Origin of the sequence: Chryseobacterium sp. HR92 (genome assembly GCF_045689405.1) — a bacterium.
GTDB lineage: Bacteria > Bacteroidota > Bacteroidia > Flavobacteriales > Weeksellaceae > Chryseobacterium > Chryseobacterium viscerum_A.
This window is the reverse complement of the sequence record NZ_CP139139.1, coordinates 1,707,952-1,733,985: the sequence shown is the minus strand read 5'-3', so window position 1 is coordinate 1,733,985 and position 26,034 is coordinate 1,707,952. Positions and strand designations below refer to the sequence as shown.

At 35.8% G+C, this 26,034-nt stretch carries 22 protein-coding genes; 9 read left to right on the top strand and 13 right to left on the bottom strand.

Annotation, left to right across the window (positions count from 1 at the left end; translation table 11 throughout):
• Nucleotides 1-59 precede the first annotated feature (59 nt).
• Both SFA27_RS07745 and SFA27_RS07740 read right to left on the bottom strand, forming a co-directional pair.
• Nucleotides 60-2,741 (bottom strand): P-loop ATPase, Sll1717 family, encoded by a 2,682-nt coding sequence (locus SFA27_RS07745; protein ID WP_407297439.1) that lies wholly within the window; start codon nucleotides 2,739-2,741, stop codon nucleotides 60-62.
• A 6-nt stretch (nucleotides 2,742-2,747) separates the two neighbouring features.
• Nucleotides 2,748-3,173 carry a hypothetical protein gene (locus SFA27_RS07740; protein ID WP_407297437.1) on the bottom strand — a complete coding sequence of 142 codons (426 nt, stop codon included), beginning with the start codon at nucleotides 3,171-3,173 and terminating at the stop codon, nucleotides 2,748-2,750.
• Between the two features lie 233 nt (nucleotides 3,174-3,406).
• On the opposite strand from SFA27_RS07740, the gene SFA27_RS07735 reads away from it, so the two are divergent.
• Nucleotides 3,407-4,087 (top strand): hypothetical protein, encoded by a 681-nt coding sequence (locus SFA27_RS07735; protein WP_407297435.1) that lies wholly within the window; start codon nucleotides 3,407-3,409, stop codon nucleotides 4,085-4,087.
• 37 nt (nucleotides 4,088-4,124) lie between these two features.
• Here the strand turns inward: SFA27_RS07735 and SFA27_RS07730 are convergent, their stop codons facing one another.
• The gene (locus SFA27_RS07730; RefSeq protein ID WP_407297433.1) at nucleotides 4,125-4,289 is read right to left on the bottom strand and encodes a hypothetical protein; all 165 of its coding nucleotides are present in this window, start codon (nucleotides 4,287-4,289) and stop codon (nucleotides 4,125-4,127) included.
• Between the two features lie 607 nt (nucleotides 4,290-4,896).
• Here SFA27_RS07730 and SFA27_RS07725 point away from each other — a divergent pair.
• Nucleotides 4,897-5,385, top strand: coding sequence for a GNAT family N-acetyltransferase (locus tag SFA27_RS07725; protein WP_407297431.1), 489 nt, complete (start codon nucleotides 4,897-4,899; stop codon nucleotides 5,383-5,385).
• Nucleotides 5,386-5,409: 24 nt separating this feature from the next.
• Here the strand turns inward: SFA27_RS07725 and SFA27_RS07720 are convergent, their stop codons facing one another.
• Nucleotides 5,410-6,330, bottom strand: a complete 921-nt coding sequence (locus SFA27_RS07720) for a helix-turn-helix domain-containing protein (RefSeq protein ID WP_407297429.1) — start codon at nucleotides 6,328-6,330, stop codon at nucleotides 5,410-5,412.
• Nucleotides 6,331-6,391: 61 nt separating this feature from the next.
• Nucleotides 6,392-7,222 carry an SDR family NAD(P)-dependent oxidoreductase gene (locus tag SFA27_RS07715; protein WP_264517476.1) on the bottom strand — a complete coding sequence of 277 codons (831 nt, stop codon included), beginning with the start codon at nucleotides 7,220-7,222 and terminating at the stop codon, nucleotides 6,392-6,394.
• Nucleotides 7,223-7,446: 224 nt separating this feature from the next.
• On the opposite strand from SFA27_RS07715, the gene SFA27_RS07710 reads away from it, so the two are divergent.
• The gene (locus SFA27_RS07710) at nucleotides 7,447-8,511 is read left to right on the top strand and encodes a serine hydrolase domain-containing protein (RefSeq protein ID WP_407297427.1); all 1,065 of its coding nucleotides are present in this window, start codon (nucleotides 7,447-7,449) and stop codon (nucleotides 8,509-8,511) included.
• Nucleotides 8,512-8,515: 4 nt separating this feature from the next.
• Here the strand turns inward: SFA27_RS07710 and SFA27_RS07705 are convergent, their stop codons facing one another.
• Nucleotides 8,516-9,382, bottom strand: a complete 867-nt coding sequence (locus tag SFA27_RS07705; protein ID WP_407297425.1) for a LysR family transcriptional regulator — start codon at nucleotides 9,380-9,382, stop codon at nucleotides 8,516-8,518.
• 201 nt (nucleotides 9,383-9,583) lie between these two features.
• Here SFA27_RS07705 and SFA27_RS07700 point away from each other — a divergent pair, with 201 nt between their 5' ends.
• Complete coding sequence (locus tag SFA27_RS07700) at nucleotides 9,584-10,453, top strand: alpha/beta fold hydrolase (RefSeq protein WP_407297423.1); 870 nt, start codon at nucleotides 9,584-9,586, stop codon at nucleotides 10,451-10,453.
• 45 nt (nucleotides 10,454-10,498) lie between these two features.
• Nucleotides 10,499-11,461, top strand: coding sequence for a zinc-binding dehydrogenase (locus tag SFA27_RS07695; RefSeq protein ID WP_407297421.1), 963 nt, complete (start codon nucleotides 10,499-10,501; stop codon nucleotides 11,459-11,461).
• A gap of 139 nt (nucleotides 11,462-11,600) precedes the next feature.
• Here the strand turns inward: SFA27_RS07695 and SFA27_RS07690 are convergent, their stop codons facing one another.
• From SFA27_RS07690 to SFA27_RS07680, 3 genes are all read right to left on the bottom strand, one after another.
• A complete protein-coding gene (locus SFA27_RS07690) occupies nucleotides 11,601-12,059 on the bottom strand; it encodes a MaoC family dehydratase (protein ID WP_047378165.1) in 459 nt (152 codons plus the stop codon).
• Nucleotides 12,060-12,404: 345 nt separating this feature from the next.
• A complete protein-coding gene (locus SFA27_RS07685) occupies nucleotides 12,405-12,599 on the bottom strand; it encodes a cold-shock protein (protein WP_407297419.1) in 195 nt (64 codons plus the stop codon).
• 134 nt (nucleotides 12,600-12,733) lie between these two features.
• Complete coding sequence (locus tag SFA27_RS07680) at nucleotides 12,734-13,519, bottom strand: DEAD/DEAH box helicase (RefSeq protein ID WP_407297417.1); 786 nt, start codon at nucleotides 13,517-13,519, stop codon at nucleotides 12,734-12,736.
• A 442-nt stretch (nucleotides 13,520-13,961) separates the two neighbouring features.
• On the opposite strand from SFA27_RS07680, the gene SFA27_RS07675 reads away from it, so the two are divergent.
• Both SFA27_RS07675 and SFA27_RS07670 read left to right on the top strand, forming a co-directional pair.
• Nucleotides 13,962-14,909, top strand: a complete 948-nt coding sequence (locus tag SFA27_RS07675) for a beta-1,6-N-acetylglucosaminyltransferase (protein WP_407297415.1) — start codon at nucleotides 13,962-13,964, stop codon at nucleotides 14,907-14,909.
• Nucleotides 14,910-14,979: 70 nt separating this feature from the next.
• Nucleotides 14,980-16,191: a winged helix-turn-helix domain-containing protein gene (locus SFA27_RS07670; RefSeq protein ID WP_407297414.1), complete on the top strand. Its 1,212-nt coding sequence runs from the start codon at nucleotides 14,980-14,982 to the stop codon at nucleotides 16,189-16,191.
• 77 nt (nucleotides 16,192-16,268) lie between these two features.
• On the opposite strand, the gene SFA27_RS07665 is transcribed toward SFA27_RS07670, so the two are convergent.
• Both SFA27_RS07665 and SFA27_RS07660 read right to left on the bottom strand, forming a co-directional pair.
• A complete protein-coding gene (locus SFA27_RS07665) occupies nucleotides 16,269-17,777 on the bottom strand; it encodes an adenosine kinase (RefSeq protein ID WP_047378168.1) in 1,509 nt (502 codons plus the stop codon).
• Between the two features lie 331 nt (nucleotides 17,778-18,108).
• Nucleotides 18,109-19,026, bottom strand: coding sequence for an SRPBCC domain-containing protein (locus SFA27_RS07660; protein WP_047378169.1), 918 nt, complete (start codon nucleotides 19,024-19,026; stop codon nucleotides 18,109-18,111).
• 214 nt (nucleotides 19,027-19,240) lie between these two features.
• On the opposite strand from SFA27_RS07660, the gene SFA27_RS07655 reads away from it, so the two are divergent.
• Entirely contained in the window at nucleotides 19,241-20,251 is a 1,011-nt protein-coding gene (locus SFA27_RS07655; protein ID WP_047378170.1) for a helix-turn-helix domain-containing protein, read from the top strand.
• A gap of 27 nt (nucleotides 20,252-20,278) precedes the next feature.
• Here the strand turns inward: SFA27_RS07655 and SFA27_RS07650 are convergent, their stop codons facing one another.
• Together SFA27_RS07650 and SFA27_RS07645 are read right to left on the bottom strand one after the other, a co-directional pair.
• On the bottom strand, nucleotides 20,279-21,199 hold the full coding sequence (locus tag SFA27_RS07650; RefSeq protein ID WP_407297411.1) for an AraC family transcriptional regulator: 921 nt from the start codon (nucleotides 21,197-21,199) through the stop codon (nucleotides 20,279-20,281).
• Nucleotides 21,200-21,397: 198 nt separating this feature from the next.
• Nucleotides 21,398-22,309, bottom strand: a complete 912-nt coding sequence (locus SFA27_RS07645; RefSeq protein WP_407297409.1) for an SDR family oxidoreductase — start codon at nucleotides 22,307-22,309, stop codon at nucleotides 21,398-21,400.
• A gap of 761 nt (nucleotides 22,310-23,070) precedes the next feature.
• On the opposite strand from SFA27_RS07645, the gene SFA27_RS07640 reads away from it, so the two are divergent.
• Complete coding sequence (locus SFA27_RS07640) at nucleotides 23,071-26,025, top strand: SusC/RagA family TonB-linked outer membrane protein (RefSeq protein ID WP_407297407.1); 2,955 nt, start codon at nucleotides 23,071-23,073, stop codon at nucleotides 26,023-26,025.
• Nucleotides 26,026-26,034: the final 9 nt, after the last annotated feature.

Sequence of the window (26,034 nt, the reverse complement as noted above, 5' to 3'; positions counted from 1 at the left end):
ATTTTTTTTATGCTTCATTAACTATAAATACTAAATATTTACAGATAATTATAAAAGAATTATTTTTTCCCAAACAATGCTTTATGCGCACCTGGACCTTTTCTTTTGAGGCCCATACCAATTAAATATAAATCTGGAATATGGTATCTTTTTTCCTTGTTTTTAGGTGTAAACTTATATTCATACAATACTCCTATATCTTCTAATCTTTTTTTTATTTCTGGAATTGGTAAAATTTTAAGTTCGGGTGTAGCATCAACGAGTTTACTTAAAGCATTTTCAAGAGTTGATTCTTCTATAGGAAATTGTTGATGATAATTACTCAAATTATCAAAAATCCCTTTTAATATTGGATATTCTTCTTTTATATCTTGTACTCTATGGGTAGATACCTTAGACATAGCCATTTCCATACTTGCAGGTCTTAACGGATAATCACCCGTAAATTGTTTATTCTGAATTTGTACATTAGCGGTTTCACCAAATAAGTTCAATAAACTTCTTGGCTGTATTTGTTTTTTAGTATCGCTAACATGATATAATATCCAATTATAAGGAAAAGCTTTATTATTTCCTCCCATATATTGACCTAATAACCGTTCTAACAATTTCCTATTATCTTGTTCAACCAATTCTGGGATAATTCCTAAACTATTAATTGATTCTGACCTATCGCTAATCATATGCTTCATCCAAAGTGGCAATTTATTAGTTTGCCATACCCTTTTCCAGACAATATTTAATAATTGATCATAATCCCAACTAATAGTAGATATATGATTATTAAGCTTTACTTTATCAGTTAAATTCACTTCGCGCTCAAAAATGTCGTTTCTCATAAATATTTTTGTGCTAAGTCTACTTTGATATGTTTGTATACTTCTCCATACTTCTACTAAAGCACTTAAAATTCTTCCTCGAGAATCGCTTTCCTCACGTATTAATACATCAAGATAATCATAAATAACAGTTATATAAGTCTTTTCTATTTCTAAATCAGAACATATTTTTTTAATTTCATCATCAATATCTAATGGATCAAAAGTCCTGGCATTATTAATAAATTCTTTCCAGTCTTCTTGATAAACAATATTGTCCTTGCTTTTTTTAATGGATTTTAATAGTAAAAGTTTCCAAAAGTTTCTTAAGGTTTTATGGTCTTCACCCATAATACTTTCAAAAACAGATTCTGATGGATAATCTGAAGTTCTATCTAACCCCTTTATCCAAGTTGAAGATTGCATTTCACCATCATTTATTTCACAATATGCAGCCAAGTCAATTGCAAATTCTTTATTTGAAAGAACAGCATACAAAGCTGTTTTGCCAGCTCCTTTTTCACCTAGAATTAGATATTTATTTCTATCAAAAATAAATTTATAATCCTTTCGAGGGTAAAATTTATTTAATAAGTCTTCGGAAGTATGAAATTCATACTCAGCAGCTGACGAGCCTTCAGGAGAAATTGATGCAAGGCCTTCTAGAAGTTCTTTTCCAATTTCGGCTGTTATTTCTTCTTGTGGCACTATCTCTTGTTTTTCCTCATATATAAGAGATGACATAGTTTTATAAACATTATTTCCAGAATTTTCTTCAACCAAAGATTTTAATTTCTCTGAATTATTTAGAAGTACTGCTAAATTATTATATGGTACTTCTATTGGATAATGTGGAGCCGTTTCATCATTTATATATGGCGAGTCATCTTCATAATATAAATCACTAAATAAATTATAAGAGTGTTGTAGAAAATAGTTTCGTTCATCTTCAGCAAGAGGAGATGCAGGTACTGGAGAATTTACTAAATAAAACTTCAGGTTTTGTTGTTTAATTTTTGGAAGAATAGACTCTAAACCAAACATATTCTGGCGGTTTCCATAAAAAAACAAAAAAGATTTACTTGCATATCTTGTTAAAAATAAACCTCCTAAATCATTTAATCCTGTACGTGTATCAATAAGGATGAAATCTGGTTTTAGGTCTTTTTCAATACTTTCTAATAATATATCTATTGGAGAAGCTTGATTATTTTGAAAAGTTGCATTTACTTTAGAGAATTTACTCAAATATGAATTCTCATTTTCATTCATTAATGCAGCAGGAAATATCATAAGTTCCCCTCCCAAGTTACCTACAATTTCTTGTCTATTAATATTATAGTAATAATTGCCAATTTCTAACTTATCTGACTCAAATTTAGTAGCCATTATATCAACAATAAAGTCTGTAACACCTTTAAATTGTTCTATATCAGGAAAATCGTTAGAAAATAAACTTGCTAATCCAGGCGCTTCCAAGTCAAAGTCTAATAAAGCTACTTTTTTACCTTGTCTTGCTAATTGAATTGCTGTTAAAACGAGACTAGTTGTCCTTCCTAATCCTCCCTTAAATGAATAAAAAGCAATAATAGGAATTTCACTAGAATATTTGTTCATTAAATCCCAATTCTGTAGACCTACGTGTCTATCTACGTACCAAACACAGTCATTTAATTTAAAGGGTGGCAAGTAATTAGGATGATTGATATCATTATAAATAAAACCATCTTTGCCGATCTCAACAATTCTTTCAATAATTTCATTAAGCCTATCTTTCAAAATAATAGGGTAAGTTGGATCAGGATTTAGTAAGTATATTGAGAATCTTGCATGAATATCACACACAATATATGCGCTACCTTGCTGTACAATTTCGCAAGTTACCAATTCAACTTTTTTCTTTATATCATCAAAACTATTCATTATTATTTAAATTACATTATCAATTGTCATTTTAGTAAGTATATCAAAACACTTTTCCTTTTCCTGATGAAAGTTAATAGACATCGTTTCATCCCAAGCATTTGGATTATCTTCATATCTTTTTATAGGATTCCATGTATTAATAATATTGTTACATTCAGTATGTACATCAATAATATAGCTACGATAGGCAGAAGCTGACGCTGCACTTGTAGCAGCATAGTAAAGATCTGCGCTTAATTGATTTATATTATGACCATAGGATCGAGGATTAGAACTAGGAATCGGTAATGAAAAATTCATAAAAATTTTCAGATAGCATTCTACAACATAACCAGCCATATAACAAGAGTTATGAAAGTCTTTATTAAGGTGTAAAATATTACTACTATCTCGCATTCTCTCTGCGCTATGTATAAAATTATCTGCCATTATTCCAAATTAATTTTTCAACTTCCAATTTAAAAATTTTATCTTATATTTTAATTTTTTAAGAGAAAAATTTTTAAAATTCAAGAGAATTAGTAAATATCAAATACTTTTTAAAAGTCTCACCACCTTGGAGATTCTATTTCAACAAAATCCTGCCCTATTTCTCAATATTGAAGAGAGTTGCCTATATTTGACACTTAGCGAAAATTATAGAACACCTCAACACTTACAAAATGAAAACAAAACTTAGCTATCTGTTTATTCTGTTATATGCTCTTGTAAGTGGTCAGGAAAAATCTATCATTAATGACCTGAAGTTTTCTAACTATTTCGGGCATCCCAAAACCATCACAGAGATCATTACTTATTCACCGGAGAATATCTATAAAAACATTTCCTATTATGACAAAGAGGGTTTTCTGACTAAAATAGAATATTACAATGCTATCGAAAGCGGACCTTCTCATGAAAGGTCTATCAATAAGATCATCACTTATAATTCAAAGGACAAGGCCAAACGCTATTTTGAAGCCTTTAATCCTGGAAATAAGAAGATAGAAACTACAGGCTATTTTGAAAAAGTTTCGGATTCTCTGTACAAAAGAGTTTCAAATGATTCTGCTCACAATATATCTCTTAGCAAGCTGTTTTATTTTGACAAAAATAACCGTCTTATAAAAACAGAAGAAACCGGAAATTTCTTTGAAACGCCGGTTAACAGCACTATTTTTTACACTTACATCAATGAAATGAGAAGTGAAACACTTCTTGAAGATGCCACTAAGCAAAAAAAATCTAAGCTCATTTATAAAAATGTAAAACTTGATCCGCAAGCCAACTCCATTTATGAAGAATTAGCAGATGATCAGGGAGCAATACAACAAAAAACAGAAAGAGTATTTGAGTATTATTAACCACGCTGGTTCAGCACTTTCATAAAAAACATAGAATTCAAATACAAAGGCTGAAGGCACTTTCAAAGAGCCTCCGGACACTTGGGTAAGTATCCGGAATGATTTTCCAAACTGCCTGCACCGCCTTCAAAAATAATCTGCAACGCTTACCCAAGTGTCCGGAACCACTTACAGAAATATCTTCAGTTTCTTCCCTGGTCATTCTTACCACTTAAAGAACTGTCTACAGACACTTGGATAAGTGTATATCGACAATGATATAAGTGTGTCCTGAAACCTATAAACCACATCCAGACCGTTATCTAAGGGGCTCTAGCCACTTATCATACCCTCTCCAGGGACTTCCGAACAGCCTCTACCCCCTTGAGCAAGTAGCTCTAGCCTCTTAAGTAAGGGGATCTCCCCCCTTGGGTAAGGGGGTATAGGGGGTTGTATAAGGGGGTAAAGGGTGTTACACAAGGGGGTCGAGGCCCTTATCAAAGAGGGTCTAGCCACTTGTATTAGTGGCTAGAAGGGCTTCGGAAAGGGGTAAAAGAATAAAGCTGACTTATTGCGAACCTGTTTCTTCATTTATTAAGATAAAAACCACAAACATCTGTGAAAATCTGTGTGATCTGCGCGTAAATAAAACCACAAGAGTCATAAAATCCTTAAAACACTTAAGTAAACTTTAGAGGATATTCTTGCGTAAAGTAAGTACACATTAGTTTTAAAAATCTTCGGCTTTTTCTCAGATTTAAAGATTAGACTACAATGCAGAAAGCTTAAATAAGTTTTATATTTGAAGATCAACCAACACACCCATTACAATGAAAAACAGTAGTTATGAAATACAACTCAGGCCTACCGTAGTGGCTGATCTGGATATTCTTTTTGAATTTCAGCTTGATCCTGAAGCCAGGCATCTGGCCGCCTTTATGTCAAAAGATTCCACCGATAAAGAAGCCTATCTGGCGAAATTCACAAAATTACTGGCTGATCCTAACATCAACAATCAGACTATTATGGCCGATAATGTGATCGCCGGAAGCATTGCCAAGTTTATCATGGAAGGGGATGCAGAAATCACCTATTGGATTGATAAACCTTTCTGGGGAAAAGGGGTTGCCACAACAGCATTGAAAGATTTTCTCACCCTTGAAACCACAAGGCCTATTTTTGGACGGGTAGCTTTTGATAATTTCGGCTCGCAAAAGGTGCTGGAAAACTGTGGTTTTATAAAAGTAGGTACAGATAAAGGCTTTGCCAATGCCAGACAAACGGAGATTGAGGAATTTATTTACAGACTCGACCGTTAATTTAATCCCAATAAAATCAAACCATTAATTGAAAGACTTCCTGAATTCTAAAGGAGAAAGCTTGGTTTTTGTTTTAAATAGATTACTGAACGACTGGGAATGCTCAAACCCCAGTGCATATGCCACTTCACTCACAGACAGGCTGGTGGTGGAAAGCATTTCCTTTGCCTCGCTGATCAGTTTGTCATGAATATGCTGCTGAGTACTCTGCCCTGTTAAGGAACGCAGCATATCACTTAAGTAACTGGGTGAAAGATGTAGATTTTCTGCAAAATAACTTACCGTGGGTATTCCTTTATTAAGAGACATTTCATCTTTAAAATATCCATCCAGCAAATCTTCAAATTTTTGCAGTAGGCTGCTGCTGGTAGCTTTACGGGTAATAAACTGGCGCTTATAAAAACGATTGGCATAGGTAAGAAGCAGTTCTATCTGAGAGATCATCACATCATGGCTGAAGTCGTCAATACGGCTGTTGAGTTCAGATTCAATAAAATTGAAAATAGAAAGTACTGTATTTTTCTCTTCTTCAGAAAGGTGCAGGGTTTCTTTCGTAGAATAGGAGAAAAAACCATATTGCCTGATCTTCCTGGCGATGGGATATCCCAGAAAGAAGTCAGGATGAATGAGCAGAGAGTATTGTGAACAAACGGTATCACTATTTCCGTTCCCTCCTATCACCTGACCGGGTGCTGCAAAGAGCAGTCCGCCTTCATTAAAATCGTAATAGCCTTGTCCATATTCTATTCTGCCTTCCAGTTTGGGTTTATAGGATATTTTATAGAAACTCAACACATGTTTTTGAGACAGTTTATCTGTTGCCACCAGATTGTGTGCCCCATTCATTAAGCTAATGAGAGGATGCTTGGGGGTTGGCAGTCCGAAAAACCTGCTGGCCTCTGATAACGATTCAAATTTGAAAGGAGTTTGATTTGTCTTTTTCATAATTGGTATTTTAAAGGTACAAAAAACCGGCTATAATTGTATAACCGGCTGTTACTGTTTGTTATGATCCCTGCGCTGCACTGGAAACTTCATCCCAGGCTTCCCAGAGATTGATTCTTTCTGCATATACAGACTTCACCAAAGGAAGATTATGACTTCCCAGATGAAAGCGCAACGGTGGATTTTCAGCATCTACCATTTTAAAGAGCGCTTCTGGTGTCGCTTTAGGATCTCCTTTCTCATAAGACTGAATGGTCTTTATAAATTCTGTTTTAAAGTCATTGTACACCTCCATGTTCTGAGAAAACTTCAGTGAGTCCTGACTTCCAAATTCTGTAGCATACGCTCCCGGTTCTATAATGGTTACCTTTATCCCGAATTGCTTAATCTCTTCTGCAAGACTCTCATGGATTGCTTCAAAAGCCCATTTGGAAGAACTGTAATACCCAATGACGGGTAATGTAACGTGTCCGAGATTGCTTGATGTCCCCAGAATATGCCCGTATCCCTGCTCTCTCATGATTGGCAATACCGCCTTAATAACACTTACGGGACCAAGAATATTGGTTTCATATAAAGCACGGATTTCATCTGCACCTGCCTCTTCTATGGTTCCTACCAGCGAATATCCTGCGTTGTTCAGTACAATATCCAGCTTCCCGAAATGCTGGTGGGCTTTATGTACGGCTTCTTTTACCTGCTCAGGATTCGTAACATCCAATGCTAAAGTAAGTACGTTATCACCATATTTCTCTTTAAAATCGGCAATGCTTTCCAGTTTTCTTGCTGTGGCTACCACTTTGTCACCACGCTCCAATGCTGCCTCAGTCCAGATGCGTCCGAAACCTCTTGATGCTCCGGTGATAAACCAGATTCTATTTTGCTGTATCATAATTTTAAAATGTTTTTTTTTGATAAAGCAAAATTATAAAGCCTGTCTCCTGAAATTGTAGTCTAATCGCAGACCTTTGTAGGCGAATTGAGGATCTTTAAGCTGAAACAAAACCACAAGAGCTTTAAACACTTAACTGAGTTTTGGAGGATAAAAACATCATCATATGTAATATTCTTACCCATCCGGTTGTTTTATAAATGACTAACCCACAAAAACTCATCATGAACATTAAAATTACATTACTGCTTCTTCTTATTTCCAATTATCTTTTTTCACAAACCATCAACCCGGAAAAATTAGATCATTACTTTAATTATATTGAAAATAATAATCTGGGAGTGGGCAGTCTCTCGATTTTCAAAAATGGTAAAGAAGTCTATTCTAAAAATTTCGGACAAAAAAATATCCCGCAATTAACTTATAATAAGGATACTAAATATCAGGTAGGCTCTGTTACCAAAATGATTACAGCTGTTTTAATTTTCAAGTTAATTGAAGAAAATAAACTGAATCTCAATAATAAACTTTCTGAGTTTTATCCTGAAATTATCAATTCAGATAAAATAACTATTAAAAATTTACTAGAGCATACCAGCGGATTGGGAAGCTATGTGGTGAGAGATGGGGAAGTATGGGTAACCGAAAAAGTAAGTGACAAAGAAATTATGGATCTCATTATAAAACAAGGGAAGAGTTTTGAGCCGGGTGAAAAGGTTGCTTACTCCAATTCTGCTTATTACCTTTTAACGAAAATTCTTGAACAAAAATATAAAAAAACGTTTCACAAAATAGTTCGTTCAGAAATTCTAAAACCCCTCCAATTAAAAAATTCAGCTTCTTTCCAGGCGAATCAAAAAAATATATTTCTGCCTTATCGTTATGAAAACAATTCCTGGAATATGCTGAAAAAGGAAATAGACTTTCTCAATGTAATTGGTGTGGGTGACATCTCTTCAACGCCTTATGATCTGAATATTTTCATCAACAGTTTATTCCATAATGTTATTCTTAAAAAAGAAACACTGAAACTGATGGAACCTGTATTGGGAAAAGAAAATTGGGGAAGAGGAATAGCAATCTGGGATTTTGACGGTATTACATTTTATGGTCATGGCGGTGATACCTTAGGATCACACGCTATTCTTATCTATAATAAAGAGGCAGATATCTCCATCGCTTATGATACCAATGGAGAACGGATTAAAAAGGAGGATTTTATAAAAAATATAGTTAATCTGCTTTATAACAAAGAAATTACGCTTCCTGAAATCAAAAACAAATTGTAATAGATTATAATAGTTGCGCATGCATATCAATAAAGCACTGTAAAGCCCTCGACTGCGGACCATCTTTTCTGAAAACAAGAATGGTATTCATGGTTCCCAGCTGCTTATTCAGTCCATAAGTCTTAATTTCTCTTCCTGCGTAGTATTTGGAAACAATTTCTTCCGGCAGTATACTGATTCCCAACCCTGCTTCTACGAAATTAATCACACCCTCAATAGAATTCAGGGTGGTACTCTTATAGTTCAGAATTCCTTTATGGCTTAACCAGGATTCTAACCTTTCCCTGAAAATACAGCCTTCATCGAATACTACTATCTTCAGTGGTTCATTCGCGATGAGTGTCTGCAGGCTCGGGCCTTTTGATGAGGTAAGAATCACAAGCTGTTCTTCTTTAATACAGATTTTCTCCAGTCCTTTAGCATTTACAGGAGCAGAAACAAAAGCTGCATCAAGGTTATACTCCAAAACACCGGAAAGTACCGAATCTCTGGTGTTTGATTTAAACTCCAGTTCAATGCCTGGATATTTCTCATCAAACGTATTAAGGATTTCAGGAACCTTTAATGCCATCGTTGTTTCTATACAGCCTATTTTCAGACATCCTCTGATGTTTTCACCGCTCAGAATATTATTCTTTGCTTCTTCTACCAAATGCTGAATCTGTTTAGAATACTGCATCAGGATCATGCCTTCGGAAGTAAGTTCTACTTTTCGGGAAGTACGTGAGAAAAGCTTAGTATTAAATTCATCTTCAAGACTTTTTATTCTTGCCGTGACATTCGACTGAACCGTAAACATCATGGAAGCTGCTTTTGTAAAACTGCCACTTTCTGCCACGGCTTCAAATATTTTAAAATCGTTTATGTTCATCCCAATTAATCATTATAAGTGATTACATTGATTACAATTAATCGTTTTCAGTAATCAAATATCCGTATTAATTTTGGACTATCAAAAAAAATAAATGAAAATAATATTCAGACCATTCATTGCAGCCCTCTCGTTTGGCTTGCTTGTAAACAATATGACAATGGCTCAAACCAATCAAAATTAACATTAAACCATCACATTATGGAAAACCATCCTATCCACTATCGCAACATCAAGGTAAATGATTTAAATCTGTTTTACAGAGAAGCAGGCCCTGCCAACGCTCCTACAATACTTCTTCTGCACGGCTACCCTACCTCTTCCCATATGTTCAGGAACCTGATTCCTATACTGAGTAAAAAATACCATGTCATTGCTCCGGACCTGCCTGGTTTTGGGTATTCTGATGCTCCGGATCATCAGCAGTTCTCTTACACCTTTGATCATCTTGCAGAAACTGTACAGGCATTTGTAGATCAACTTGAAATGAAACGTTTTGCGGTTTATATTTTTGATTATGGTGCTCCGGTAGGTTTACGCCTTGCCATGAATAATCCTGAAAAGATCACCGGGATTGTCTCTCAAAACGGAAATGCCTATGAAGAAGGGTTAAGCAAAGAATGGAATCCTATACAGAAATACTGGAAAGACCCATCACAGGCAAACCGCCTTGCCCTCAAAGACTTTGTTTCTAAAGAAGCCACCATGTTTCAATATTATCATGGCGTTTCTGATCCTTCTTTAATTGCACCTGAATCCTACACTCTCGACCAGAAATTTCTTGACAGACCTGGTAATATAGAGATACAGCTTGACTTAGTAAAAGATTACAGAACCAATGTAGCCTTATATCCGAAATTCCATGAATATTTCAGAAAACATCAACCGAAGCTGTTACTGGTATGGGGAAACAAAGATCCGTATTTCCTCCCTGCAGGAGCCGAAGCTTATAAAAGAGATCTGCCGGATGCGAAATTAAAGTTCTATGATACGGGACACTTTGCTCTGGAAACAAACGTTGAAGAAATAGGTGCTGAAATATTTGAATTTATGGGGACATTGCCCCAATAGCCAAGTAAGTTTTAAACTATTAAAAAGTAAGCGAAATATTTAATTATGAAAGCAATTGTCATTAAAAACTATGGTGGACCGGAAGTTCTGGAGGTAACGGAAATGCCCGCTCCTTCTATCACAAATCCTTTTCAGGTATTGGTAAAAGTAAAGGCTGCTTCTGTAAATCCTCTGGATTATCAGGTAAGACGCGGAGATTATGCATCCCTGTTTGAATTACCCATTATAACCGGTCATGATATTGCCGGTGATGTTATTGCAGTAGGTGAAGCCGTACAAAAATGGAAACCTGGCGATAAAGTCTATTATTCCCCACGTTTTGGAGGTTCGGGCAGCTATTCTGAATATCACCTTACTGAAGAATCCTCATTATCAGGAATGCCCAATAACCTAAGCTATGAGGAAGCGGCAGCTATTCCGCTTATTGGAGGAACGGTATGGGAAATGATTGTGGTACGTGCCCAATTAAAAAAAGGAGATAGCATTCTCATCCTTGGAGGTGCAGGAGGTGTTGGCTCACTCGCCATACAGGTGGCCAAATCATTAGGTGCCTATGTGTACACTACAGGGCAGAGCAGCTTACATGGAAAGCTTCAGCATCTTGGAGCAGATGTAGTTATTGACCATCATAAAGAAAATTGGATTGAAAAAATACAAACTCATACCAGGGGAAAAGGTGTTGATGTCATCATTGATACCGTGGGAGGAAGCACGCTCTCAGACAGCCCTCTTGCTTTAGCTGATTATGGTACTGTTGTAAGCCTGGTTGACATTGCCCGGCCACAAAACCTCATCCACGCCTGGGAAAAAAATGCGACGTATCATTTCGTTTTTACCAGACAAAGCAGAGATGAACTCCATCATATTACCCAGCTCATCGAAACCGGACAGGTAAAGCCTGTTATAGACAGTATCTACCCGTTTGAAGATATTAAAAGTGCCCATCAAAGAATAGAGGATTCAAAACGGGACAGACCTTTATTGGGCAAAATAGTACTGTCATTGTAAAAATACATAGATAACTGTTTTATAATAAGCCGTAGAACAGATAGCAAAAAATTAAAAGTGTCATTGAAATCAATGATGCTTTTTATTCATAAAACACTAACACTAATTAAGTTAACAGGTTAATTTTTTAAATTTTGTATCAGAAAAAATGATAAAGGAAAACGACATCACCTGTATAGGCGGGTTTTATATGATCTTTAATCAGCAGTTTAGCTTCAACGACTGCTTTTACAGTTCCCTTGAGATTGATTACTGATTTTACCGTCGCCTGCAGCCTTACCTCACTGTTTACAGGAACAGCATCTCCGAATTTAAGGTTCTCTATTCCGTAATTGATTTCCATTTTTACATTCCGAACATCTGCAATCTGTTTCCAGAGATAAGGAATCAATGATAATGTTAAATAACCATGAGCAATAGTTGATTTAAAAGGGCCTTCATTTTCTGCCCTTTCCTGATCTGTATGAATCCACTGATCATCTAAAGTAGCATCTGCAAATCTGTTGATCTGATCCTGATGTATTGTATGCCAGTCAGAAACTCCTATCATTTGTCCTTCAAAAGACTTATACTCATTAAAATTATTAATAATAATCATATTATTTCTGAACCTTTTGAGGGATTAAAATATGTACAGCTGTTGTAAACACTGTAATAATGATATACCAAGTCTGCATATTTTTTATATTTTTCAAACATTCAATCTTAGTCTATCAATATCTGGTCCAATTACCATCCTTATATTTTCAAATCCCGGAAAACCTCTCACATAAGTAAGAGGCTAATGAAAATAAAAAGTAATCTAAATTACATCCATGTTTTTTCAAACAATAGATCCAGATACTAAGTTTTATGGATTTTGAATCTGTAAAAAAATATAAAAAATATGAAACTTAATATGGAAAGGTATGTTATTGTAACATACCTGCAAGTAAGACTTTAATTATGCCAACTTTACGTTAACAGCATTTAAGCCTTTATCACTTTTTTGTACATCAAAAACTACTTTATCATTTTCACGGATTGTTCCTATGCTTAATCCTGAAGAGTGTACAAATATATCTTTACTTCCATCTGCTGGAGTAATAAAACCGAAGCCTTTTGCTTCATTGAAAAATTTTACGGTGCCTTCTTGCATTGTAATTATTATTAAAAATTGTATATTATAGTCTGTAAACGCTACAGATTCTATTCATAAAAATGAAATAGCAGTTCCTTCTATTCCGGTTTATCCAATCCTGTGAACACAGGTTTCAGGAATATCCGGAAATTCTACTGCTGCTGGACCAGTTTATTGGCTACATGTTGAGTACGTGTAAAAACCATTGATCTTATATTTTTTTTCTGCAGTTTATCTGTCTGCAAATCTGTTTTTTTTTCTTTTTCTACAAAACAAACCGGCTGGCTGGCCATCTTTGCTGTTGAAGAAACCGGGCTGACAATAACCTCCACGGGATTGTTCAGCATTGTTCCGGCAAAATGTCTTACGCTTCCTGGCATTGTTGTCGAAAAAACCAGATTTTGTCTTTTCTGGGGAAGCAGTTTTAAAACCTGTTTCACTTCATTAATGAACCCCATATCAAGCATTTTATCTGCCTTATCTAAAACAAATATTTCAATTTTGGAAAGGTCAATATGTCTTTGATTCTCTAAATCAAGCAGTCTTCCCGGTGTTGCCACAAGAATATCCACTCTTTTCCTCAGCGCTGCAAGCTGGCTTCCAATAGGAAAACCTTCATAAACAGAAAGCTGAGACAATGGTAAATACTTACTGTAAATTCCAAGATTTTCTTCTAGCTGCATAGCCAATTCCCGTGTTGGCGTAAGTATTAAAATTCGTATCTCTTTATGGTCCGGAGTATGCCTTTTCAATAGCTGCAAAATAGGCATAACAAATGCTGCTGTTTTTCCTGTACCCGTTTCTGCACATCCTACAACATCTCTTCCCGATAAAATAGACGGAACTGCATTACACTGTATTTCAGTAGGCCTGGAATATCCAGCTTCTGTCACTGCACGGATAATTGGGTTGATTAAATTTAAATTTTTAAAATTCATTATAAATTCCGGCTTTCCGGTATTTTGTAAGCAAATCTGTTGATCAGAATTTGAATGGGTATCTGGTAAGGATAAACAAATAAAGAGTATTCTTTTCTGCTCATCTTTTTCTTGTTTTAGCTACAATAATATCTGTAATATATTACCCAGCCATGACGTATCGCTCCTAATCTACAATAGAACTTTATAATCTTTGTTTTCTGCCAGGAAAATGAAGATTATAAATTGGTAGCTGAAAAAGCAAAACTGAAAGAAAAAAATGTGATTTTAAACTATGACAGAATAGCAAAGGCAGTGACCTGTTTTATAAATGTTTTGCAAACTTACAATAAAAAAAAACAAACACAATTCCATTTAATTAATTGATTATCAAAAATTTATTCGTATCTTCTAGCAATTAACTAAATTGTTTGTTGATGCAGATGATTTTAAACTCCGAATCATGCAAACTTCTGATCCCAGAACAAAACCTTATCCCAGAACATTAGAGTCAAATACGGGCCCGCATGTAAGGATTGCTTATTTTATTATGGTACATCATAAACCTGAAGTATTTAAGGAGATGTTTAAGAAAATTTATACAAGGGATCAGTTTTATCTTATTCATATTGACAGAAAAGCCAAGCCCGATCTCATTGAAGAAATACAGCTGTATGTAGTTCAGTTTCCCAATGTCTATATTCTGGACAGCCTGAATATTGTTTCAGGAGGCTTCAATATGGTTCAGGCTGAGTTGAATGCCATGGAGTTTCTCTTAAACGTAAGTAAAGAATGGGATTATTTCATTAATCTAAGCGGTGAAGATTATCCCCTGAAATCACAAAATATTATCCGCCAATTTCTTTCCACCCATAAAGACAGAAATTATCTTTTTTATTACGACCAGAAATTTTATAGACCAGACACCCTGCAAAGAATACAAAGTTATTTCACTGAATTTGCCTATGTGATTTCATCTTTCATCTACAAAAGAACATTTATGAAAGGAGTAGTCCCTTTTATTGGTGGAAAATGGTTCATTTTTACAAGAGAAACCTGCTTATTCTTAATCAATAATAAAATGGTAATGGATTTTGAAGATTACTATCTTCATACTTTTTTACCTGCAGAATCTTTTTTTCAGACTGTTCTTATGAATACATCATTTAGTGATATCATTATTAATGATGATAAAAGAGCTGTACTTGAGAAATCAATTTTTCAAAATACACAGAGTACATTCAGTTATATTGAATCTTTAAAATCCGGCAATCAGCTTTTTATCAGAAAGATAAACAACAAAACTGATGAAAATATCAGAAAATATATCGAGGAAAGTTTTCATCTTCCTCTACCCTATGTGAATGAAATTGAAAGGGAATTAAAAAGAGATAACCGTCAGAACAACTGATATCTTACTCAAAATTTTTCGATCAAATCCTTATATTTGAAAAAACATCACAAACCTGTTTTCTTCAGATATGGAAAAGAAGTTGGTGCTAGAGCACTTAAAGCTTGCAACATTAGATAGTCAGGGATTAGCACAAAATACACCGTTCGGAACCGGAAAAGATGCGGTGCTTTATGCTTTGGAGCATCTCGGATATATACAGATTGATACTTTGTCTATGGTGGAACGCGCCCATCATCATACACTTTGGGCAAGAATCCCTGACTTTAAGGCTGATTATCTTGAAGAACTGGTAGAGGAACGCCAGGTATTTGAATATTGGTTTCATGCAGCTTCTTATCTTCCGATGCAGGATTTCCGGTATGTTTTGCCACAAATGCTTACCATCAAACGAGGAGAATCCCGTTATTACAATGCAGACCCAAAAGTAATGAAATATGTCATAGACATCATTCGCAGTGAAGGTCCCAAACGGGCAAGAGATTTTGAAAACGAAAGTCATAAAGCAGGAACCTGGTGGAACTGGAAGCCTGCCAAACTAGCTCTTGAAAGACTTTTCATGCAGGGAGACCTGATGATCAGCGGACGCTCCGGAATGCAGAAAACATATGATCTGACTGAAAGAGTTCTGCCTTCTTCCATCAATACCACAGAACCTACTCCACTTGAGTTTGCGAAATATCTGGTAACAACCAATCTCCGTGCTTATGGATTTACTACGGTAAAGCAGATCACCCATCTTCGGACAGGAAATGACCTGAAGAAGAATGTGAATGAGGTTTTACAGGCTATGCTTGAAGAAGGCACAATATCGAAAGTTAAAATTGATGGAGGAAATTCTGTTTATGTTCAAAATAATCTGCTGGAAAAAACATTTGATATGACAGGTTCTAATGTATGGCTGCTGTCACCGTTTGATAATTCTATTATTCATCGTGACCGGATCAAACAGGTTTTTGATTTTGATTTCCGGTTGGAATGCTATACTCCGAAGGAAAAAAGACAATATGGTTACTTCTGTCTGCCCATTCTGTTTGGGGATCAGTTTATCGGAAGGGTTGACTGTAAAGCGCACAGAAAGGAAAAAAAGTTTGAGCTTATCCATTTACATATTGAAAACAATACAATAGCTCCTGAATTATGGCTTACACCTTTTGTAGAAACCGTAAAACGTTTTGCTGTCTTCAATGGTTGTGAATCTTTGGTTCTGACAAAAGTAAGTCCTTCAAAATTAGGCTCTATGGTAAAAAAAGAATTATCCCGATCAAAGTTGAGAAAGTAATCTTGGTTGATCTATTAAAAGACAAATCGCATTATTAAGTCAATAATGCGATTTTATTTTTTTCAGGAAAATCCCGGTTAGTTCAATTTCTGATTTGTTTTCTGGACAAAATCATTCCATTGCTGATTCAGGTAGGATAATGAATTCTTTTTCTCATTTTCATTCAGAGAAGAATAATTAATGGAATTGAAAACCAGTTTTTTTAGTGCTTTTACATCCAGCTCCCAATACACCATTGCTACCCAGAAATCATAACTAAGTCCTGTGTATCCATATACGGAAGGATCATCACTGTTGATGGAACACTGCACTCCATTGCTTAATAATACTCTGGCAGGGTGATTTCTCATATCACTCACATATCCCAGAACCTGGTTACTGATTGGGCTTACTTCCACCAGTTTATTTTGTGCTCTTATCTGCTCCATTGTTTTGGGGAAGTAGATCAGATTCAGTCCGTGCCCGATTCTTTTGTTATTTAATAAAGCTACATCCAGAACATTTTTATTCAAGGCGGAGTTGCTTTCTCCTGCGTGAAGGAAAAGAGGCATTTCTACGCCGTATTTTTTAGTAAGCTCGTTCAGTTTTGCCCAGTTTTTCTCAAAAAAATTGATGTTATGTCCAGCAGCTTCATCTGCCACAAGATCAAATCCTGAAATCATATCCGGAAATTCTTTCTTCATCTCAAATGCTGTTTCCAGCTGTTTCCCAATACTTTCATTATCCAGGAATTTAAAGCTTGAATAAATCAGTTTCAGGGTGAACTGCGGATCAGACTTGTGTACTTCTTTAAGAATATCCTGCAGATCTGTGATGGAAGTTTTTAAAGGGTATTTCCCATGCTGGAAGTCATAAAGCTCATCAAAAATATATCTGATTTCTACGTGCTGTACTTTATCTTTGATCAAATCCTGGAATCCTTTTAAATAATATTCTTTGAAGAAAGGACGGTAAGGAAGCAGCAGATTGATACGCTTAAAACGTTTTTCAAATTCAATCCAATAATCTGTGTAAGAGCAAAGGTTTTCACGTTTCAACGTAAGAAGGTCCTGTAACTGTTTTTCAAAATCAGGGTTTGAAGCCAGTTTTTTATCAAGACTGACAAATCCGTTCGGAACTTTTCCTTTTTCAAAAAAAGCCAGCTGTCCGAAAATGAACTGATCATTATCTTTCTGATCGTAAACGTAGCATTCCTGGTATTTTCTGGCAGCCGAAATTATCCATTTCACCTCCGTTATCCCTCCGCTGTGGGTATGCAGCAAACCTCCTTTGGGCATGGTCTGTACTATTTCATACAGCTTACTGCCTTCTATTAAAGGTTTTATTTCATAAAAAGAGCTGTTGTATAATGATATTTTTTTGGATTCTGTATCACTTAGAAACTGCTTACGTAGTTGCAATATCTTCTTATCCAAAACTATTTCCGCATCAGATAATTTTATATCATTATCAAATGCCATGGCTTCATTTTCCTTCTCTGATAGTTTCAAGCTATTCTGGTAAGCAGATGTTCCGATTACTTTATTTTGTCCCCAAAACAAAGGTGTTCCCAAAAGTGCTATATAAGTAAGGTATTTTTTCATCATATTATTGGAGTGGTTTTCTACAATCGTTACGCTTTATCACTTTTGATAAAGAATTGTGCAAATAAAATAATTATCAAAAATATAATTAATTTTTCTGTAAAAGAACTCCAATCACCATTAAGAATGATGAAAGATATCAATTTTTAAATTTCAGAAACAGTTTTTCAAAGACTGCGGCAAATGCAATTCACTGAGTTACAAAAGAAATCTTAAGAAAAAGGCTGCCTTACCTGGAAGACAGCCTTTTTTATTATTTTCTTTATCATATCTATAAGAGTTATCTATTTTTAGACATCTGACAAGTAGAATCTGAGAATTATTGAGTACAGCTTTAATTTATTTTATCAAAATCCGGATAAGGAAAGCCCTTCCCTGTTTCACAAAGAGATTTCAGGCTTCTGAAAAATAAAGCCCAGTCAAAACTACAGGATGCAAATTCTGAATTGTACGATTTCCAGCCATCATGGTGGAATAATAAAATACATCCTTTCTTATGCGGTTCCAGCTCAAAAGTAAGTGTAGTACCAATCCAATCCTCAAATCCCTTGATACAAAGCCACTTCACCAGACTGTAAGGTTTCAGTTCCATTACTTCCATATTTTTAAAATAATCAGGACCAAAACCAAACCTCAGTATACTCCCAATCTCAGCTTTTGCTTCCGTATCCGGTGTCCACCATCCGGCTAATCCTTCCTTGGTAGTGATGGCTTCATATACTTTTTCAACAGGTACGGTAATGAGTAATCTATGATAAATGCTTTTTGTATCCTTATTTTCTTCCTCATAACCAGGTGCTGCAAAATCTTCTTTGGGAGTTGCTTTACCCTGACCTGTAGTAATCAGGGATTTCAGACTATCCTGGATATAATGAGTCCAGGCGTCATGGCAGACCTCATAGCATTCACCTTCAGGAACCAGCCCCTGATGGGTAAATATCAGTTCTGTTTTTCCTTGTTTTTCATGAATATCAAATACGATATGAGTATTTACCCATTCTGTTTTATCTTCAATAAAATTAAAATCGTTATCCAGAACATGCCACACCACTTTAGTATTAGGCTGCATTTCTGTAATTTTTATCCTGCATCGGTGTACATCACGATAATGATAGGTAAATTCGCTGTTCAGAACAGAGGTAGATCCTTCAATATTTTCAGACCACCAGCCCCGGACATTATTAACGGCATCAAATACCTGCTGGGATGAAGCATCAACGGTAATACTTGTTGTAAAATCCTGTGATTTCATAATTTTATTTGTATTAGTGTTAGTTTTTTTTCAACAATCCTTTCAGACTGTATCATCTTAATTTACTTATCCAAAGGTAAGAACATAGAAAGACCTATAAGGGGTGTAAAATAGACATTCTAAGAGGTTGATCCGGACATCTTATTTTTTTATATTTGTATGATACAGATGAGGTTACAGCCGGCACAATTTATTCACCTTTACATTCTGCGATATGAAACATTTAACCATATTAGTTCCCGATGCACAGACAGCTCCCAATACATTATCCTGCATTATAGGAACCTATCATATTTTTACGGAAGCGAACAGGTATTACAGCCATAACAATAAAGATATGGTATTCACCATCGAACTGGCCGGAGTTTCCCAGCAGTCTGATTTTGTAAATGGTTTACTTACCGTGATCCCACAAAAAAATATTGCAGCCATCAAGAAAACCGATCTGATTGTCATTCCTGCCATTGCCCCGAATTTCACAAAAATAGAAGACCAAAATACAGCACTTGTCCATTGGATATCAGAACAGTATAAAAAGGGAGCGGATGTTGCCAGCATGTGTACAGGAGCTTATATATTGGCTTCTACAGGTCTTTTGGACTCAAAAAGCTGTTCAATCCACTGGAATACGGTTGCCAATTTTAAAAAGCTGTTTCCCAAAGTGAACGTAAGGGCAGAAAAAATCATTACGGATGAACAGGGAATCTATACAAATGGCGGAGGATATTCTTTCTTAAACCTTCTTCTTTATCTGGTTGAAAAATATTACGACAGGCAAACGGCTATTTATTGTTCCAAAATATTTCAAATTGACATCGACAGAGAAACTCAATCGGATTTCATCATCTTTAACGGGCAAAAATCGCATGGCGATGAAATGATTATTCAGGCCCAGGAATACATTGAAAAGAATTTCTCTGAGAGAATATCCATGGAAGCGCTTTCCAAAAAATTCACGGTTGGAAGACGAAGTTTTGACCGCAGGTTTATAAAAGCAACCGGCAATACTCCTCTTGAATACCAGCAAAGGGTAAAGATAGAGTCTGCCAAAAAAGAATTGGAAGCCTCCCGGAAAACCATCAATGAAGTGATGTATGAAGCAGGCTATTCTGATGTGAAAGCCTTTCGGGAAATATTCCGCAGAATTACAGGTTTATCTCCTATAGAATATCGTAATAAATACAATAAAACAGGGATTAAATCCAAACAGCATCATTCATCATAATGCTGTTTGAATCTTATCTTTTTTATTTTACTGAAATGATGTTCTAAACTCCAGCGGAGAAAGCCTGGTTTTATTTTTAAATAGTTTTGTAAAGGACTGTGGATGCTCAAAGCCTAGTTCATAAGCAATCTCACTTACTGAGAGATCTGTTGTAGATAGTTTTTCTTTCGCTTTTTCAATCAACTTATCATGGATAAACTGCTGCGTACTTTGCCCGGTAAGAGTTGTCAGCAGCCGGCTAAGATAATTGGGTGAAATTCCAAGCTTTTTGGCTGTAAACTGTACCGTGGGCAGTCCTTTTGATACCAGATCATTATCATTGAAATAATCAGCCAGTAAAGTTTCTAAACGGTTAAGAATGCTATGATTGGTTATTTTTCGGGTGATAAACTGTCTTTCATAAAACCTTTCGGAATAATTGAGCAATGTTTCTATATGTGAAATGATAATATTCTGACTGAATTTATCAATCACCCCATGATATTCCTGTTCAATATTTTCTATAATTCCATTGATGGTAAGTTCTTCTTTTTTTGAAAGAAACAAGGCTTCATTCACGGAATAGTCGAAAAAGTCATATTGTTTTATGGTTTTCGCCAATGAAGTGTTCCACAGAAAATCAGGGTGAATCAGCAGCATCCAGCCGGATTGTTTCTCCTTCAGACCGGAATCTGCCTCAATTCTGAAAACCTGATTCGGGGAAATAAAAAACAGAGTTCCTTCATCAAAGTCATATTCCTGCTGACCATATTTCAGTTTGCCATTAATTCCCAATTTTAAAGAAATCTGGTAAAAATCCAGCATCCAGTTAACCTCTCCGATATCAGCAGGCCGTTTAACATTGTTGTAGTCAATCACACTGATCAGTGGATGCTCAGGAGGAGATAATCCTCTTGAACGGTGGAATTCTGTAATGGTTTTTATTCTTTTTGTAACCCGTCTTTCCATATCTATAAAATTACAAATTGTTTTAAAAGTTATTTAACCACAGAGGACACAGATTTTCACAGATGTTTGTGGTTAATACTGTACACTTATAAAAATCGAAGATTTAAAAAAGCTTATGTGTACTTATTCTGTGCAAGGACATCTTCTTAAACTCACTTAAGTGTTTAAAAATTTTTGTAACTTTTGTTGTTCAATATTTTACCCTTCCTCATTTTGGTAAGCAGCGGCAAATTCTTTTGCAAAATCTTCCAGCTTTACTTTCCCCAGAACAGGTTGATGCTGATAATAATCTTCGTACAGAATTCCACTACCCTGACTTGCCTGAGTTTCTACAAACCCTTTGGCCACCTGCTCATTGAAGCCGATATCAAGCCAGTTTTTCAATAATTCCTCATCTGAAATCACTTCCCATTCCAGATCTTCCTTACCAATGGATGTACCCAAAGTTTTTGCAATTTCATTAGGAGAAGCCTCATCACTTGCTACATACCGTATTGTCCTCCCATCAAATGGTTTTTCAATTTCTTCAGCTACAGCATCTGCAATATCCAGCGGAGAAACCCAAGGTTCTTTTTGATCACCTCCCCAATTGGAAATAATAGCACCTTTATTTTTTATCGTATTGATGAATGAAAACATATTGAAATAAATACCAACAGGACGAACAAATTTAATAGCAATATCCTCCGGCAGCTGTTTCAGAATCTGTTCTACATGATAATGAAATACGATAATGCCCGTCCCTTTATTCGTATGAGCACCAATACTGCTGAGATGGACAATTTTTTTCACGCCTGAACATTCCACAGCAGTTTTGTATTGACGGCCAATTTCACTGATCTTTCCGATAAAATCAATGTCTTTATCAAACATATTGCCTGCGGCTTCCATTGTTTCCATTAAATAAACAAGGTCTGCTCCTGTAAACGTTTCTGTAAGAAAGTCAACATCAAACATACTGCCAATAGCGGCTTTTGCTCCCAAAGCTTCTATAGCAGCTGTTCTTTCTTCATTACTGCTGATCACGGTAACTGAGTGTCCTTTTTGTACAAGGTGTTTTGTAAGTGGTTTTCCGATGTTCCCTATGGAACCTGTCAAAACTATATTCATTTCTTTAATTTTTTGTTGATGTAAAACTCCGAAATACAGCTAGAGCAGACTTCACCGGATCTATCTTCTTCTTAGCCAAAACCAAACCTCCTACAAAAATTTCACTTATCAACCTTCCGGTTCAGGCAGCAGCTTGTCTTATAAAATAAATAAAAAGTCTACAAAAACAATAGACTTCTGGTGTTAATTTTAATTCACTGTTTTAAAACCTATTTTTTTATAATTTTTTAACATTTTAAATAATTAATTAAATTATTGATTATCAAATAAGTACATTGTTTAAATTTCATCACTTTTAATTAGTCTACTAATTTAGTAGATTAATATGATTTATCTCATACTCCTTTTTTACCGTGATTCATCAATTATTAAATAATTTTGACTCAGTTAAAAAAAACATAAACTTTATTCTCATGAATAAGAATACCTTTAATTCTTACCTATGCACTATTATGTCGACAGCTACTGCACAGCATAAATGTTGTGGAACGTCTGCCCTTTCACAACACAACCTTACTTCCCAAGACATGTGTTTTGATATGATGTGCAAAATGATGATGTGATAACTTTTTAAGAGATACATTCATTACTGTAGGAATTAAAGCCAAAGAGTTCAAGGCTTCTTTCATCCGGGTACATCTCCAGTAAATTTTAATTTTCTATTTCTTATATCCTCCCTGAAAAAGGAGGCAGGGAATTATTATTTCTTACAGAGAGATCAGCAGTAATACACAGTTCAGTTTTAAACCTAGATTAATATAATGAAAAAGAAACAATGCAAGCTTGGTGTATTGGCTTTACTCCTATTCGCGGAATACGGCTTTGCCCAAACTAAAGACAGCCTTTCCAACGAAACCTCTATAAAAGAAGTGGTAGTAGTAGCCTTTGGAAAGCAGAAAAAAGAAGAGATCACAGGATCTGTACAGTCCTTGAAGGCTAAGGATCTTTCAAATCTTCAAAACGGAAATATTCTTCAGGGAATTGGAGGAAAAGTAGCTGGGGTACAGGTAATCTCATCAGGACAACCAGGTTCTCAGCCAACAATCAGAATGAGAGGAATAGGCTCCATCAATGCTTCCAGTGATCCGTTAATTGTACTGGATGGCATTCCATACAGCGGGAATCTGAACAGTATTGCTGCCTCAGATATTGAAAGCATTTCTTTTCTTGAAGATGCTTCTTCCAATGCATTATACGGTTCCAGGGGAGCCAATGGAGTGATTATTGTGAATACAAAAAGAGGGAAAAGTAAAGGAGTAAGTATTGAAGCCGATGTAAGAACCGGGGTCAATTTCAGATCTATTGAAGATTATTCAGTTTATACTTCTCCACAGGATTATTACACTGCTTATTATAACAGAGCCAGAATTGGCGAAATCGCAAGATTGAAGCAACCGGGAGCTGTTCCTTCTGGTGCCAGTCCACATGATGTAGGCCTTTCAGCGTTGAATAAATTAGAATATAATGTTTATAATGTTCCTTTTAATCAATTGATTTCAAAGGATGGATCTTTCAATCAGGATGCAAAATTGTTATATCAGGATGACTGGAAAAAACTGCTTTTCAGACCTTCTTTGAGAAGAGAAGCCACGGTAGGGATCAACGCCAATGGGGATCAGATAAAGTCTTACACCTCTCTTAATTATCTGGATGACAAAGGGTATTTAATTTCTTCAGGATTTGAAAGATTCGGGATCAGATCGAATGTAGACTACTCTATCACATCAAAGCTGAAATTAACCAGTGCTTTGTCTTATACCTACAGTAAGCAGGATTTTGGGGAAACCGGAGGTTTTTCCAACCCTTTCCAGTTTGCCAGAAACATTGCTCCTTTCTATCCTGTTTTCCTCAGGGACAATAATTACCAGAGATTGTATGACAGCAATGGAAATGCTTTATACGATTATGGAGCCGGCCAGGGACCTAACGGAGCCGCAAGATCGTATGCCGTTTTTGAAAATCCTGTAGGAAACCTTCAGAAAGATAAATCTCAGATCATCAGCAATATTACCAATCTTAATCTTGGTTTAAATTATGAAATCATCAAAGGACTGGATTTCACGTACAATTTCGGTGCCTATCTTGAGAATACAAGAAATCTTCAGTTCGGAAATACGGAAGGAGGAACTTCATCTTCTGTAGGGGGAACTATTTCGCAAGGTTCTAATTTTAAATATACGCTGAACCACCAGCAATTGCTTACCTATCAGAAAAAACTTGGAAATCACAGCTTCAATCTTCTTGTAGGACATGAACTGAACAAAATAAAAGATGATGGCTTTTCAGGATCAAAACAGCAGCTTTTATTACCTGGCTCACAAGCTTTTGATAATGCTGTGAAAATTACCGATTTATCAGGAAGCGGTTATGAATATGCTGTAGAAGGGTATTTCACAAGGTTATTGTATAACTATGACGGAAAATATTTCTTCAATGCCAATATACGTAGAGATGGTTCTTCTGTTTTTTCACCTGAAAGCAGATGGGGAAATTTCTATGGATTGGGACTGGCCTGGAATATTGCAAAAGAAGATTTCCTTAAGGACAACAGCGTGATTAATTCTTTAAAATTAAAAGCGTCTTATGGGCAGCAGGGAAATGACAATATCCTTTTAGGAGGTTCCAGCAGGGATTATTATGCATATCAGGATATCTATGGAATTAATAATTTCGGTGACGACAAGCCGGTTCTTTCGCTTAAAAAACAGGGAAACAAGGATTTAAAATGGGAAACCTCCAAAAACCTGAATGCCGGTTTTGAACTCTCACTTTTAAAAAACAGAATAACCCTGAATGCAGATTATTTTGAAAGGAAAGTATCGGATATGATCTACACGCTTCCTCTTCCTCCGTCCAATGCAGGTTCTTATGTGAAATACGGAAACATTGGAGATATGACCAACAGAGGTGTTCAAGCTAATCTAAGTGTGGATATTCTCCATGGTGATGAATTTCAATGGAGTGTTTATGCCAATGCCACTCATTATAAAAATAAGATTACCCGATTACCTGCTGAGCAAAGAAACACAGGCTTGGTTAGTGGATTATTTATCTTAACGGAAGGTGGAGACCGTTATACCTACTTCCTGAAAGAATTTGCCGGAGTAAATCCTGAAAATGGTGACGCTTTATGGTATCGTACATCCATAAACCCTGTCACTCAGAAAGAAGAAAGAACGGTTACCAACAATTATAAGGAAGCCACGGATTATAACACTGGTAAATCGGCTATTCCAAAGGTGTATGGTGGATTCGGAACAGATTTTACTTATAAGAGATTTAATCTGGCCGTGAATTTCGCCTATCAGTTCGGAGGATATGGATATGATGATATTTATAGAAGCTTATTCCACTCAGACAGCTATGGCTCAAACTATTCCACAGATCTGGATAAAACATGGACTCCTGAAAATCCGACGGCAGCGCTGCCAAGAGTAGACCTCACCGCTACAAACCAAAACGGAAATTCAACGCTTTATTTAATTAAATCGGATTATATCAGTCTTCAGGATGTAACCCTCTCCTATCAGCTTCCTGATGGTTTTGCACAGCAGGCAGGTTTATCTGGTCTGAAAATCTATGTGACAGGCAACAACCTGTATCTGTGGTCCAAGAGAAAAGGATATGACCCAAGAGCTTCATTGACAGGAGTTTCTGATGCATACCGATATTCTCTGTTGTCAAGTGTCTCTTTAGGTTTTAAACTTAATTTTTAAAAGAATAGG